This is a genomic window from Mesorhizobium sp. WSM1343, from assembly GCF_055901535.1.
The window spans coordinates 1,425,324-1,437,225 of record NZ_CM148370.1 but is presented as its reverse complement, the minus strand read 5'-3'; the positions used below and the strand labels follow the sequence as shown (position 1 = coordinate 1,437,225).

General features: G+C 64.0%; 14 protein-coding genes. 12 read left to right on the top strand and 2 right to left on the bottom strand.

Translation table 11 applies throughout. The features are described from left to right. Positions 1 to 106: 106 nt before the first annotated feature. Positions 107 to 286, bottom strand: coding sequence for a YdcH family protein (locus AC0NIL_RS06920; RefSeq protein ID WP_013529217.1), 180 nt, complete (start codon positions 284 to 286; stop codon positions 107 to 109). Positions 287 to 525: 239 nt separating this feature from the next. On the opposite strand from AC0NIL_RS06920, the gene AC0NIL_RS06915 reads away from it, so the two are divergent. The 9 genes from AC0NIL_RS06915 (at position 526) to AC0NIL_RS06875 (ending at position 9,176) form a co-directional block, all read left to right on the top strand. After that, positions 526 to 729: a YdcH family protein gene (locus tag AC0NIL_RS06915; RefSeq protein WP_013529216.1), complete on the top strand. Its 204-nt coding sequence runs from the start codon at positions 526 to 528 to the stop codon at positions 727 to 729. Positions 730 to 1,093: 364 nt separating this feature from the next. Then, on the top strand, positions 1,094 to 2,083 hold the full coding sequence (locus AC0NIL_RS06910) for a TIM barrel protein (RefSeq protein WP_473572978.1): 990 nt from the start codon (positions 1,094 to 1,096) through the stop codon (positions 2,081 to 2,083). Between the two features lie 41 nt (positions 2,084 to 2,124). After that, positions 2,125 to 3,177 (top strand): sugar ABC transporter substrate-binding protein, encoded by a 1,053-nt coding sequence (locus tag AC0NIL_RS06905; RefSeq protein ID WP_024502965.1) that lies wholly within the window; start codon positions 2,125 to 2,127, stop codon positions 3,175 to 3,177. 68 nt (positions 3,178 to 3,245) lie between these two features. Continuing rightward, complete coding sequence (locus tag AC0NIL_RS06900) at positions 3,246 to 4,760, top strand: sugar ABC transporter ATP-binding protein (protein ID WP_275954362.1); 1,515 nt, start codon at positions 3,246 to 3,248, stop codon at positions 4,758 to 4,760. Between the two features lie 9 nt (positions 4,761 to 4,769). Further along, the gene (locus tag AC0NIL_RS06895) at positions 4,770 to 5,738 is read left to right on the top strand and encodes an ABC transporter permease (protein ID WP_032899090.1); all 969 of its coding nucleotides are present in this window, start codon (positions 4,770 to 4,772) and stop codon (positions 5,736 to 5,738) included. Beyond that, on the top strand, positions 5,735 to 6,610 hold the full coding sequence (locus tag AC0NIL_RS06890; RefSeq protein WP_473572975.1) for a MurR/RpiR family transcriptional regulator: 876 nt from the start codon (positions 5,735 to 5,737) through the stop codon (positions 6,608 to 6,610). The genes AC0NIL_RS06895 and AC0NIL_RS06890 overlap by 4 nt, the downstream gene beginning before the upstream one ends. After that, a complete protein-coding gene (locus tag AC0NIL_RS06885; RefSeq protein ID WP_275954363.1) occupies positions 6,607 to 7,500 on the top strand; it encodes a ribokinase in 894 nt (297 codons plus the stop codon). Before AC0NIL_RS06890 ends, AC0NIL_RS06885 begins: the two co-directional genes overlap by 4 nt. Positions 7,501 to 7,602: 102 nt before the next feature. After that, positions 7,603 to 8,100 (top strand): 5-(carboxyamino)imidazole ribonucleotide mutase, encoded by a 498-nt coding sequence (gene purE, locus AC0NIL_RS06880; RefSeq protein WP_024502962.1) that lies wholly within the window; start codon positions 7,603 to 7,605, stop codon positions 8,098 to 8,100. Continuing rightward, positions 8,097 to 9,176 (top strand): 5-(carboxyamino)imidazole ribonucleotide synthase, encoded by a 1,080-nt coding sequence (locus AC0NIL_RS06875; protein ID WP_024502961.1) that lies wholly within the window; start codon positions 8,097 to 8,099, stop codon positions 9,174 to 9,176. The genes purE and AC0NIL_RS06875 overlap by 4 nt, the downstream gene beginning before the upstream one ends. 6 nt (positions 9,177 to 9,182) lie before the next feature. On the opposite strand, the gene AC0NIL_RS06870 is transcribed toward AC0NIL_RS06875, so the two are convergent. Beyond that, on the bottom strand, positions 9,183 to 9,605 hold the full coding sequence (locus tag AC0NIL_RS06870) for a lysozyme inhibitor LprI family protein (protein ID WP_024502960.1): 423 nt from the start codon (positions 9,603 to 9,605) through the stop codon (positions 9,183 to 9,185). 240 nt (positions 9,606 to 9,845) lie between these two features. On the opposite strand from AC0NIL_RS06870, the gene ykgO reads away from it, so the two are divergent. The 3 genes from ykgO (at position 9,846) to AC0NIL_RS06855 (ending at position 11,875) form a co-directional block, all read left to right on the top strand. Continuing rightward, positions 9,846 to 9,971, top strand: a complete 126-nt coding sequence (ykgO, locus tag AC0NIL_RS06865; RefSeq protein ID WP_006203764.1) for a type B 50S ribosomal protein L36 — start codon at positions 9,846 to 9,848, stop codon at positions 9,969 to 9,971. A gap of 112 nt (positions 9,972 to 10,083) precedes the next feature. After that, positions 10,084 to 10,689, top strand: a complete 606-nt coding sequence (locus tag AC0NIL_RS06860) for a tetratricopeptide repeat protein (RefSeq protein ID WP_473572972.1) — start codon at positions 10,084 to 10,086, stop codon at positions 10,687 to 10,689. A 121-nt stretch (positions 10,690 to 10,810) separates the two neighbouring features. Further along, positions 10,811 to 11,875 carry an alpha/beta fold hydrolase gene (locus AC0NIL_RS06855; RefSeq protein ID WP_275954366.1) on the top strand — a complete coding sequence of 355 codons (1,065 nt, stop codon included), beginning with the start codon at positions 10,811 to 10,813 and terminating at the stop codon, positions 11,873 to 11,875. The last annotated feature ends 27 nt before the right edge of the window (positions 11,876 to 11,902 follow it).

Sequence of the window (11,902 nt, the reverse complement as noted above, 5' to 3'; positions counted from 1 at the left end):
CTTCGGCTGACAGACCGGTGCTGGGAAATCAAACCCCTCCACGCCGGCGGCGGGGAGCCGCCGGGAAAAGAGGCCGCGGATACCGGGCGGCTATGTCAGGAGGGCATCAATGCGTGGTCGGTTTTCCTCTTAGTTTTTCAATCTCGTCCTTGAGTGCCAGCTTGCGTCGCTTAAGATTCACGATTTCGAGGTCGTCGACCGATGGATGATTCATCGCGTCATCGATTTCACGTTCGATGTCGCCGTGTTTCCGCTGCAACTCATCAAGATGGGATGCAAGAGACATGATTGGTTCTCCCTTTCATGGTTTTCCTCGATTGCAACCGTCACGGCGCGTCCACCGCAGGTTCGCTTCTGTGACGGCACGGTGACAGTGTGTCACCTTCCGCGGGCGATGTCGAATGATCCGTGGTAGCATTCCACGACACTGTGAAATGTGATATGGGCTGCACGCCGGTGACAAAACACCCGGCCCCGCCCAATCAGGCCCAGCTTTGGGCGCCGCAGACGTGCAGACGGTAGAGAATGTCCGATCAGGAACAGGCCGATATTCGCCTCGAATTTTCCCGCCTGAAGCAGGAACACGCCGATTTCGATGCAGCCATCAACGCGATGATCGCCATGGCCTGCGATCCGCTGCAGATCCAGCGCATGAAGAAGAAGAAGCTGTTCCTCAAGGACCGGCTGATGGCGCTGGAAGACAAGATCATTCCCGACATCATTGCTTGAACGATGTGAAGTGCTGACGCTGATCGAGCGCCAGGCAGCGGCGATCTGCATCTCCCTGCGCGGTCGTGTGACGGTGCCTTTGGCCGGTCAATCGTTGGGCTCTTTTTCGCCGGTGCACTAGCCGCGACGGCGCGTCCTGCCGGGCGATCTCGCACATGGAGCACCTCGAACTCGACGGCTTCGTCGCACGCTCTCGGTCAGTGATCCCACCGTTCTGACGGATTGTCCGGCGACGCCGCTGGGAAACCTGCGCCTTCGCGCGGCTCAGCCCCGGCCGTCGACACAGATCACCGCCCGCCCCTCAAAACAATAACTTTACAAATATTTGTATTTATGTGAAGTCATGACGATTGAAGGATCGACCATGACAGCCACTCGTTTCGCCACGCGCCTAAATTCCTTTGCCTCGCGGCCGCAGGCCGAATGGCCTGATCTTACCGGCAAGCCGTCGCTGCTGCAGATGGCGGCGCGCGCCGCCAAGGTCGGCGGGCTTACCGATCTCGACCTCAACTTTCCCGACCATGTCACTGAAAAGCCTGCGGAAATCGCCCTCAAACTGAGCGATCTCGGGCTTTCTCTCAATGGCTTTGCCATGCGCTACTACTCCAACCCCGCCTTCAAGCTCGGCGCCTTCACCAATCCGGATCCGGCGGTGCGCCGCGAGGCCATCGACCTGACCAAAGCCGGCATCGATGCCGTGCGTGAGGCCGGCGCCAGCCTGATGACGCTGTGGCTCGGCCAGGATGGCTTCGACTACGCCTTCCAGGCCGACTATGTGACGCTTTGGCAACACGAAATCGAGGGGATTCGTGAAGTAGCCGCGCATGATCCCGACTGTCAGATCAGCCTTGAGTACAAACCGAACGAACCACGCTCCTACAGCCTGATGCCGGATGCGGCGACGACCTTGCTGGCGATCCGCGATGTCGGCCTGCCCAATCTGGGCGTCACCCTCGATTTCGCCCATGTGCTCTATGCTGACGAACAGCCGGCCTTTGCCGCGGCCCTGGTGGCGCGCCACAGCAAGCTGCTCGGCGTGCATCTGAACGACGGCTACGCCAAGCGCGACGACGGCCTGATGGTCGGCGCGGTGCACACGCTGCAGACCATCGAGCTGCTCAGGCAGATTCGCCGCGACGGTTACGCCGGCGCCATCTATTTCGACACGTTCCCCGACATGACCGGGCTCGATCCGGTGCGCGAGTGCGAAGTCAACATCGCCACCGTCAAGCGCATGCTGCGCGTCGTCGACCGGCTGGAGCAGGACAATCGCCTGTCCGCCGCCATGGACAGCCAGGATGCGGTGACGTCGCAGGCCATCATCCAGGAAATCATGCTCGGGCCGGATAGCTGAGGCATCCGCACCATTATCGTTTTCAACAAGGGAGGAATACAATGAAACTTCTGCTTGCCACTGCTACCGCCGCACTGATGGCGCTGTCGATCGGCTCTGCCTTTTCGGCCGACCTCGCGCCGCTCAATTCCGACACGGAAAAGGACCGCATCGACTGGTCGCAGGTCGAGGCCAAATTCGGCGCGTTCCCCAAGCTGCCCGAAGGCACCAAGGCAGGCGCCGTCTCCAAGACGCTGACCAATGAATACTGGCGCTCGCTGGGCGAGGGCTACACGGCATTCGGCGCCAAGGTCGGCGTTCCCGTCGTCTATCAGGCAGCGCAAAGCGAGGGCGACCAGCTCGGCCAGCTCACCATTGCCGAAGGCCTGGTGACCCAGGGCTACAACGTGCTGCTCGTCTCGCCGCAAACGGATGCCAATCTGCAGCCGATCATGGAGCAAGCCAAGGCCGCCAACGTGCCGGTGGTCAACGTCAATGACGCCGTCATCCCGCAGGCCGAACATTATGTCGGCAATGTCCAGCGCGACAATGGCGTGCGCGTCGCCAAATGGTTCATCAAGAACCGTCCGGATGGCGGCAAGGTCGCCATCGTCGAAGGCCAGGCTGGCGTCTATGCCGCCGTGCAGCGCACCGACGGCTTCAAGTCGACCATCACCGAGGCAGGCAAGTTCGAGGTCGTCGCCAGCGTTCCCGGCAACTGGGACCGCCAGACCTCCTATGATGCGGCCACCAACATCCTGCAGCAGCACCCCGACCTGATCGGCTTTTATGCCAACAATGACGGCATGGCGCTCGGCATCGTCGAGGCAGTCAAGGCCGCCGGCCTGCAGGACAAGGTTGCGGTCTTCGGCACCGACGGCATTTCCGACGCCTATGCCTCCATACGGGCCGGCGAACTGACCGGCACGGTCGACAGTTTCCCGGTGCTGACCGGCGAAGTGGCGTTGGAAACTGCTCTGCGTCTCGTCGCGGGACAGAAGCTGCCCCGCGTCGTCGCCACGCCCCAGGCACTGATCACCAAGGACAATGCCGACCGCTATTCCGGCGCCGGCGCGCGCAAGGCACTGCTCGAGGACGCGGCTGCGGGCCAGTAAGGCCAATCGGCGAGTGCCGGCCAGAGCAATTCGCTCCCGCCGGCACCGTTGCCCGGAGATAGAACCCAATGTCACCCCGGCTGCAATTCCAGGGCATTTCCAAGCTGTTTCCGGCCGTGCGGGCGCTTGACGGCGTGTCGTTCTCGGTAGGTGCCGGTGAAATCCACGGCCTGCTCGGGGAAAATGGCGCCGGCAAGTCGACGCTGCTGCGCATCCTGTCTGGCGTCCACACGCCGACAGCGGGAAGCGTCCTCATCGACGGCAAGCCGGTTACACTCGCCAACCCGGTCGCCGCACGCGCTGCGGGCGTCGCCATGATCCATCAGGAATTGCAGCAGGTACCACGCCTTAGCGTCGCCCAGAACATGTTCCTAGGCCATCCGCTGACGCGCGGCGCCATCTTCGTCGCTCGGCGCGAACAGGAGCGCCGTGCTGCGGAGGCTCTTGCGGCCATCGATCCCTCCATCGATCCGGCTGCACCCCTCGGTACCCTGAAGGTGGCGCAGCGGCAGATTGTCGAGATCGCCCGCGCGCTGCTCGATCGCGCCCGCATCGTTGCCATGGACGAGCCGACATCGAGCCTGACGCCGAGCGAATTCGAACGGCTGGCGCAAGTCATCACCGGCCTCGCCCGCGACGGCGTCGCCGTCGTCTATGTCTCGCACAAGCTGGACGAGGTGTTCGGCATCTGCCGGCGCGCCACCATCATGCGCGATGGCGTCGTCGTCGATTCCGTCGATCTGAACGACCTGTCGGAGAAAGCGGTCGTGGCGATGATGGTCGGCCGCGAACTGGCGCAGGAGCAGCATAATTCCCATGCCACGAACAAGGTCATGCTGAGCGCGCGTGGCCTCTCCTCGGCGACGAAGGTGCGCAACGTGTCGTTCGATCTGCATCGCGGCGAGGTGCTGGGCATTGCCGGCCTGGTCGGTTCCGGCCGCACTGAACTGCTGCGGCTCTTGGCCGGCGCCGATCGCGCCACGGCCGGGACGATTGCAATCGACGGCAAGGCGGCACGGTTCTTCAGCCCGCGTGACGCGATTGCCGCCGGCGTCGGACTGGTGCCGGAGGAGCGCAAACGCGAAGGCATCGTGCCGCTGCGCCCGATCACCAGCAATATGGCGCTGGCCTCGATGGCCGTGTTCGCGCCGCGCGGCCTCATCGATCACGCCAGGTTGAAACAGGTGGCGGCCGAGAAGATGAGCCGCGTCAATCTGCGCCCATTCCTGCTCGACCGGCCGATCCGCCTGTTCAGCGGCGGCAACCAGCAGAAGGCGATCATCGGCCGCTGGCTGGCGGCGGGAACACGCATCCTCTTGTTCGACGAGCCGACGCGCGGCATCGATGTCGGCGCCAAGGCGGAGATCTATCATCTGATCGAGGAACTCGCCGCCGAGGGCCATGCGGTGGTCGTCGTCTCCTCCGAACTGCCCGAGGTGATCCGGCTTGCCGACCGCGTGTTGGTCATGCGCGACGGCACCATCGCCGCCGAACTCGATAGGGCAAATCTCTCAGAACAGGCGATCGCGGCGCACGCCATCCCGCAAACGCAAACGCCGGCCGCACAGCCGGCAAGGCAGTAGGTGACGGATATGTCGGATGCCACTCTGGTGCGGTCCCAGGCCGAATTCCTGCGCGGTGTTTCCATGCGCGACGCCGGCACGCTGATCGGGCTTGTCGTGATCCTGGCCGTGTTCGGCGCGCTGGTGCCCGGCTTTTTCGCCGAGCGCAACCTGATCAACATCCTGCAGCAGTCGAGCATCAATGCCTGTCTGGCGCTGGGCATGACGCTGGTCATCATCTCCGGCGGCATCGACCTGTCGGTCGGGCCGACGGCAGCACTCTCGGCCGTCATCTCGGCCTCTATGATGGTCGCCGGCGTGCCGTTTCCGCTGGCCATCGCCGCCGGCTTCGCCATTGGTCTTGCCTGCGGCCTCGTCAACGGCGTGCTCGTCGCCCATGTTGGGCTGCAGCCCTTCATCGTCACGTTGGGAACGCTCAGCACCTATCGGGCACTGGCGCTGATCTACACCGGCGGCAATCCGGTCCTCGGCCTGCCCCCAGGCTTTCGCGCCGTCTTCAACGGTTCGCTGTTCGGACTGCCTCTGGCGGTCGTCATCGTCGCCTGCGTGGCTGTCGTCGCCTGGGTCGTTTTGAAGAAGACGCCCTTCGGCGAATATCTGCTCGCCGTCGGCGGCAACGAGGAGGCGGCCTACATCGCCGGCGTGCCGATTGCCCGCACCAAGATCGCCGCCTACATGATCTCAGGCCTGCTGGCGGCGCTTGCCGCGCAGATCCTGATCGGCCGGTTGGGCGCCGCCGAACCCATCCTCGGCAATCTCTGGGAGCTCGACGCCATCGCGGCTGCCGCCATCGGCGGCGCCTCGCTGATGGGCGGCAAGGGCAGCGTCGTCGGCACCATCCTGGGCGCCGTCATCCTCGGCGCCATGCGCAACGGTTTGACGCTGATGAACGTCCAGTCCTTCTATCAGCTTCTGGCAACTGGTCTTATAATCCTCGCCGCGATGCTTATCGATCGCGTGACGAGGGGGCGTGGATGACCTTGAGCGGGCTGGACCTGAAAGCGGTAGGACCGCGCATCCGCATGATGATGCCGCATCTCACTCCGCTGGAGGCGAAGGTGGTGGAAACCGTCTTCGGCCGGCGCGGCTTCGACGAGAGCATTCCGCTGAAGCAGATCGCCGAGGAATCCGGCGTGTCCGAGGCGATGGTGGTCAAGATCGCCAAGAAGCTCGGCTTTTCCGGCTATCGCGACTTCCGCACCGCCGTCTATGAGTACAGTCGCCTGCCGACCGCCGAGATGCACCAGGAACTGTCATCCGACGACAGTTCGGCCGAGATCGTGCAAAAAGTGTTCCGCACCTCCATCCAGGCGCTGGAGGAGACGCTGGCGATCCTCGACATCGAGGATTTCGACCGCGCCGCCGAGCTGCTCTTCCGTGCCAAGAACCGGGATTTCTATGGCGTCGGCGGCTCGGCGCAGATCGCGCGCGACGTTTCGCACAAATTCCTGCGCATCGGCATCCGCGCATCCGTCTACGACGATTCGCACATGATGCTGATGTCGGCCTCGCTGCTCGGCGGCGACGACATCGCCGTCGGCTTCTCGCATTCGGGCAACACGTCGGCCGTTATCGACGCCATCCAGTTGGCCCGCAAGAACGGTGCCCGCACGCTGGCCGTCACCAATTACGACAACTCGCCCCTGGCCGCCGTCGCCGATATCGTTCTGTGCTCGACCGCGCAGGGCTCGCCGCTGATGGGCGAGAACGCAGCGGCCCGCATTGCCCAGCTCAACATTCTCGACGCGTTGTTCGTCGCGGTGGCGCAGCGCGACTATCAGGCGGCGGAGCGCAATCTCGGCCGCACCATGTCGGCGGTGACATCGAAACGAAAAGACCGGGGCTCATGACGACAACGCCGCTGGTGACCGTGTTCGGCAGCCTGCATTACGACATTATGGTCGACGCCCCCGACCGCCCGCGCAAGGGCGAGACGGTGACCGGCCATGCCTGGCACCCCAAATGCGGTGGCAAGGGCGGCAACCAGGCCGTCTCGGCGGCGCGGGCCGGTGTGTATGCGGCGATGATCGGCGCCGTCGGCGACGATGATTTCGGGCGGGCGTTGCTGGCCAATCTCGATCGCGCCAAGGTCGACCGCCGCTTCGTGCGGGTGGCCGCTGGCGCCGGCTCCGGCATGAGCGTGGCGATCTTCGACCAAGGCGGCGACTATGGCGCGGTGATCGTCTCGGGCAGCAATCTGACACTGGGCCATGCCGACAGTGCCTCTGCTTCCGATGTGGTGGGACAGACGGCGGTGCTCCTGCTGCAGAACGAAGTGCCGGAAGCCGCCAACATTGCCGCCGCACGCGCAGTCAAGGCACGGGGCGGTCGCGTCGTGCTCAACGCGGCCCCCGCGCGCAAACTCTCCGAGGCGTTGATCGCCCTGGTCGACATATTGGTGGTCAACGCGATCGAGGCGGAATTCCTGGCTGGCACAGCAGTGGTCGAGACACTCGACGGGGCCGCGCAAGCCGCACGGCTATTGGCCGATCTCTATCCGATGGCAATCGTCACGGCGGGCGGCGAGGGCGTCGCCTGTTGCGGTCGGAGCGGCGAGGCCTTTGCGCTGTCCGCCATCCCGGTCAAGGTCGCCAGCACGCATGGCGCCGGCGATGAATTCGTTGGCGCGCTGGCCGCGGGACTTGCCCGTGGGCAGACCATGCGGGCGGCCATCACCGCCGCCAACGCGGCTTCGGCCTTGCTGGTCTCGACGCCAGAGGCCGAGCGCGACGGCATCTGACCGGCTGGTTTCCGTCTTGCCAGACCGCAGCAGCGGCCGCCTATCCTTGCGGCCTCGCGCGAATTCCGCTAAGGCGCGCCTTTGTCGCCGGGGAACACGAACTTGGACGATCAACGCGCCGACGTCGCCATCATCATGGGCAGCCAGTCCGACTGGGCGACGATGCGCCATGCCGCCGAAACGCTGGAAGCACTTGGCATCCCGCACAAGCGGCTCATCATCTCCGCGCACCGCACACCGGACCGGCTCTATGATTTCGCCAAGGGCGCCAAGGCGGCCGGTTACCAGGTGATCATCGCCGGCGCCGGCGGTGCAGCACACCTGCCCGGCATGACGGCGGCGATGACGCCATTGCCGGTGTTCGGCGTGCCGGTGGAATCGAAAGCGCTTTCCGGGCAGGATTCGCTGCTGTCCATCGTCCAGATGCCAGCCGGCATTCCCGTTGGAACGCTGGCCATCGGCAAGGCCGGCGCCACCAACGCAGCCCTTTTGGCCGCCGCCGTGCTGGCCCTGAACGATGACAGCCTTGCCGTCCGTCTGGATGCCTGGCGCGCCGCGCAGACTGCCAAGGTCGCGGCTGAACCGACGGATACGCCGTGAGCCTGCCCGCCGGATCGACCATCGGCATCATTGGCGGCGGCCAGCTCGGCCGCATGCTGGCTGTTGCTGCCGCCCGTCTCGGCTACCGCACCGTGGTGCTGGAGCCGCAAGCGGATTGCCCGGCCGCACAGGTCGCCAACCGGCAGATAACAGCCGCCTATGACGACCCGGCCGCCCTTGCCGACCTGGCAGCGTCGAGTTCCGTCATCACCTACGAGTTCGAGAACGTCCCGGTCGCGGCGGCCAGCGCGCTGGCGGCCAAGGTTCCGGTCTATCCGCCGGCGCGTGCGCTGGAAGTGGCGCAGGACCGGGTGGACGAAAAAACATTCCTCAACGGCATCGGCATTGCCACCGCCGATTTCCACGCCGTCGACAATGATGACGAGCTGGCGGCGGCGCTGAAAGCATCCGACGGCAGCGGCATCCTGAAGACCCGGCGCATGGGATATGACGGCAAGGGCCAGCGCGTCTTCCGCAACATGGAAGCCGGCGGTTTTGCCGGCACATGCGAGGCGATGGGCAATGTGCCGCTGATTCTGGAGTCCTTCGTGCCGTTCGAGTGCGAGATATCGGTGATCGCGGCGCGTGGGCTGGACGGTGCGGTTGTCGCCTACGATCCAGCCGAGAATATCCATCGCAACGGCATTCTCCACACATCGACCTTGCCGGCCGCCATTATGCCGGAGACGGCGCAAGCAGCCCGAACGGCCGCATCGAAGATCCTTGCGGCGCTCGACTATGTCGGTGTCATCGGCGTCGAGTTCTTCGTGCTGGCCGATGGCTCGCTGCTGGCCAACGAGATCGCGCCGCGCGTGCACAATTCCGGCCATTGGACGGAAGCCGCCTGTGTCGTTTCGCAGTTCGAGCAGCATATCCGCGCCATCGCCGGCCTGCCGCTCGGCGGCCCGGACCGCCATTCCGACTGCGTGATGGAAAACCTGATCGGCGACGATGTGCTGCGCGTCCCGGAGCTTCTCGCCGAGCCCGATCTGATGCTGCATCTCTACGGCAAGGCCGAAGCGCGGCCCGGCCGCAAGATGGGTCATTTCACTCGGATCAGACGTCGCGCCTCATAAGGTTGCCTACTGCGCGTCGTCGCTCTCGTCCTGCCCTGGATTGGCGCAACTCCCATCGCCTTCCTCGCAATTGGCCGCGGCAGCGAGCTGCTTGACGCGGTCATTGGTCAATCTGGTCAGGCATTGCGAAACTTCCATCGAATGGATCGATCCGCCTTCGCTGGCGGCGGTGGAATGCGCGCACTCGGCATCGCGAAAAGTGATCCAGGCGCGTTGCGCCACCTGCAGCAATCTCTTGCCGTTGGCATCGTCCGAGCTGATGAGGTTCTGATAGGCCGTGTTGAGCCTGGCGTCGGCCGCCTGGTAGTCCTCGCCGGCACAGATGTTCATCATTTGCTGGCTGTCGTCGCTGCGGTCGCATTCCTGCGCGCGCGCAACCGAAGCTGCCGCCAGCAGGACAAGGCAGGCGGCCAGGAACATCCGGCGCATAGTCGTCTCCAAATCATTTCACGGCGACCGCATCATCCCAGCCGGTCCAGGGCCGCGCAATGCCGCAAGGCAGACATGGCGGATAATTGATGACAGGGATGATTCACAGCCGCTATGGAGCACGCTTGCGGTTGACAGGGACAAGGCTCCTCGTTTATGAGCCACCCACAGTTCAAAGGCGCGTCTTCTGGCGCGCCTTAAAATTTCGACCCAACCGGGTCCACACCGACAGGCAAGACCATGAAGATCAAGAATTCGCTCAAGGCGCTGAAGGCGCGTCACCGCGACAACCAGCTGGTTCGCCGCAAGGGCCGCATCTACATCATCAACAAGACCGCCCCGCGCTACAAGGCACGTCAGGGCTGAGTTTTCGGGCAGGAGGCTGTCGCCTCCGCCCATTTGATGCTTGTCGCCGTCTGCCGGCCTTTTCACGCCAAATTCAGTTTGACGTTCTCTCGCCCGGGACTAGAGTCCGGCGATGCGGATTCCTTTTGCATTTTTGACATCTCTGCTTGTTTCCGGCGTCATTTATGGCCCGGCATGGGCGGATGGTGCTGTCGCGCCGCCGTCCACTCAGGATGCGCCGCCCGCCGCAACGACGAAACAAGCCCGCCTCGATCAGCTGTTCAGCGACTTGAAACGCGAACGCAACGAAAAGGCGGCTGAGCGCATCGCCGGCAACATCTGGAGCGAGTGGTCGCAATCCGGCAGCGCCTCGATCGACCTGATGATGCAATGGTCGCAAAAAGCCGTCGAGGGCCAGAAGTTCGACGTCGCGCTCGATTTCCTCGACCAGGTGGTGACTTTGCAGCCTACTTATGCCGAGGGCTGGAACCGGCGCGCCACCGTCCATTTCATGATGAAGAACTACGGCAAGTCGATGTCCGACATCGAGCATACGCTGCAGCTCGAGCCGCGCCATTTCGGTGCGCTGTCCGGCCTGGCGCAGATCATGGCGTTGACCGGCCACAAGCAATCGGCGCTCGAGGCCTGGCAAAAGGTGCTGGCCATCTATCCGATGATGCGCAGCGCCCAGGACCAGGTCGGCACGATTTCGGAGGAACTTGCCGGTGAAGGCATTTGATTGCTCTAGGGGAGTAAGGGAATAGGGCAGTAAGACAGTAGGGGCAGATCGCACCTGCGGAACACATACCCTACTCCCCTACTCCCCTACAACTTACCCCCTCCACTTCCGTATCTTCCCCATGAACCTGATCTACGCCGCCCTTGCCTTCCTGATGGCGCTTGTCTTCGGCTTTGTCGGCGTCACCCGCGTCGGCTCATGGCTGATCGAGCGCCGCGATCCGCCGCTCGGCGAGTTCGCCGACATCGATCGCGCCCGCATCCACTATGTCCATGTTCCGGCACCCGCCAACGCCGAGCTGCCGCCGATCGTCTTCATCCACGGCGCCAGCGCCAATCTCAGGGACCAGATGATGCCGCTGCGTCCCTTGCTCGAAGGCCGCGCCGAAATGCTGTTCTTCGACCGGCCAGGCCATGGCTGGTCGGGTCGCGGCACCAACAACGAGAACCCGTCGGCGCAGGCCAACACCATTGCCGCACTGATGGACCATCTCGGCATCAGGAAGGCTGTCATCGTCGGCCATTCCTTCGGCGGCGTGGTGACATCGGCCTTTGGCCGCGAGCATCCAGACAAGACACTTGGACTGGTCTTCCTCGCACCGGCGACCCATCCATGGCCGGGCGGCGCAACCGCCTGGTACTACGATCTGACCACCATTCCCGTGCTCGGCTGGCTCTTTTCCGAAACGCTGACCTATCCGGCCGGTACACTGCAGATGGCCGACGCCACCACCTGCGTTTTCTCGCCCAACAAGGTGCCGGACAATTATCTCGGAATGGCCTCTATCCCGCTGGTGCTGCGACCAAAAGCCTTTCGCGCCAACGCCACCGATGTCGCCGGGCTCTATCGCTATGCCCTCGACGCCGCACCGCGCCACAACGAGATCAAGGCGCCAACCGTGGTCATTTCAGGCGATCGCGACAAGGTGGTCTATGCACATATCCATTCGGTCGGTCTGGCGCGCGACATTGCCGGTGCCGAACTCGTCTGGGTGCACAATCTCGGTCACAAGCCAGACTGGATCGCGCCCGACCTGACCGTCGGCGCCATCGAGAAGGTCGCCGGCAAGAATATAGACCTGCAGGCGATGGCCAGGACCGTGGAGGCGCGCATCGCCGGCGACGCCTACGGCGCCGGCAGATGCGCCGATATCAAGGTACCGCAGGCCGAACTCGCGCCGACCTAAAGCCGGTCGCCCGAACCGTTCAGAAGC

Coding starts and splice junctions, on each gene's coding strand:
- AC0NIL_RS06860 (WP_473572972.1), top strand. CDS start 10,084: ATGCGGATTCCTTTTGCATTTTTGACATCTCTGCTTGTTTCCGGCGTC.
- AC0NIL_RS06920 (WP_013529217.1), bottom strand. CDS start 286: ATGTCTCTTGCATCCCATCTTGATGAGTTGCAGCGGAAACACGGCGAC.
- AC0NIL_RS06890 (WP_473572975.1), top strand. CDS start 5,735: ATGACCTTGAGCGGGCTGGACCTGAAAGCGGTAGGACCGCGCATCCGC.
- AC0NIL_RS06895 (WP_032899090.1), top strand. CDS start 4,770: ATGTCGGATGCCACTCTGGTGCGGTCCCAGGCCGAATTCCTGCGCGGT.
- AC0NIL_RS06915 (WP_013529216.1), top strand. CDS start 526: ATGTCCGATCAGGAACAGGCCGATATTCGCCTCGAATTTTCCCGCCTG.
- ykgO (WP_006203764.1), top strand. CDS start 9,846: ATGAAGATCAAGAATTCGCTCAAGGCGCTGAAGGCGCGTCACCGCGAC.
- AC0NIL_RS06855 (WP_275954366.1), top strand. CDS start 10,811: ATGAACCTGATCTACGCCGCCCTTGCCTTCCTGATGGCGCTTGTCTTC.
- AC0NIL_RS06905 (WP_024502965.1), top strand. CDS start 2,125: ATGAAACTTCTGCTTGCCACTGCTACCGCCGCACTGATGGCGCTGTCG.
- AC0NIL_RS06870 (WP_024502960.1), bottom strand. CDS start 9,605: ATGCGCCGGATGTTCCTGGCCGCCTGCCTTGTCCTGCTGGCGGCAGCT.
- AC0NIL_RS06885 (WP_275954363.1), top strand. CDS start 6,607: ATGACGACAACGCCGCTGGTGACCGTGTTCGGCAGCCTGCATTACGAC.
- AC0NIL_RS06900 (WP_275954362.1), top strand. CDS start 3,246: ATGTCACCCCGGCTGCAATTCCAGGGCATTTCCAAGCTGTTTCCGGCC.
- AC0NIL_RS06910 (WP_473572978.1), top strand. CDS start 1,094: ATGACAGCCACTCGTTTCGCCACGCGCCTAAATTCCTTTGCCTCGCGG.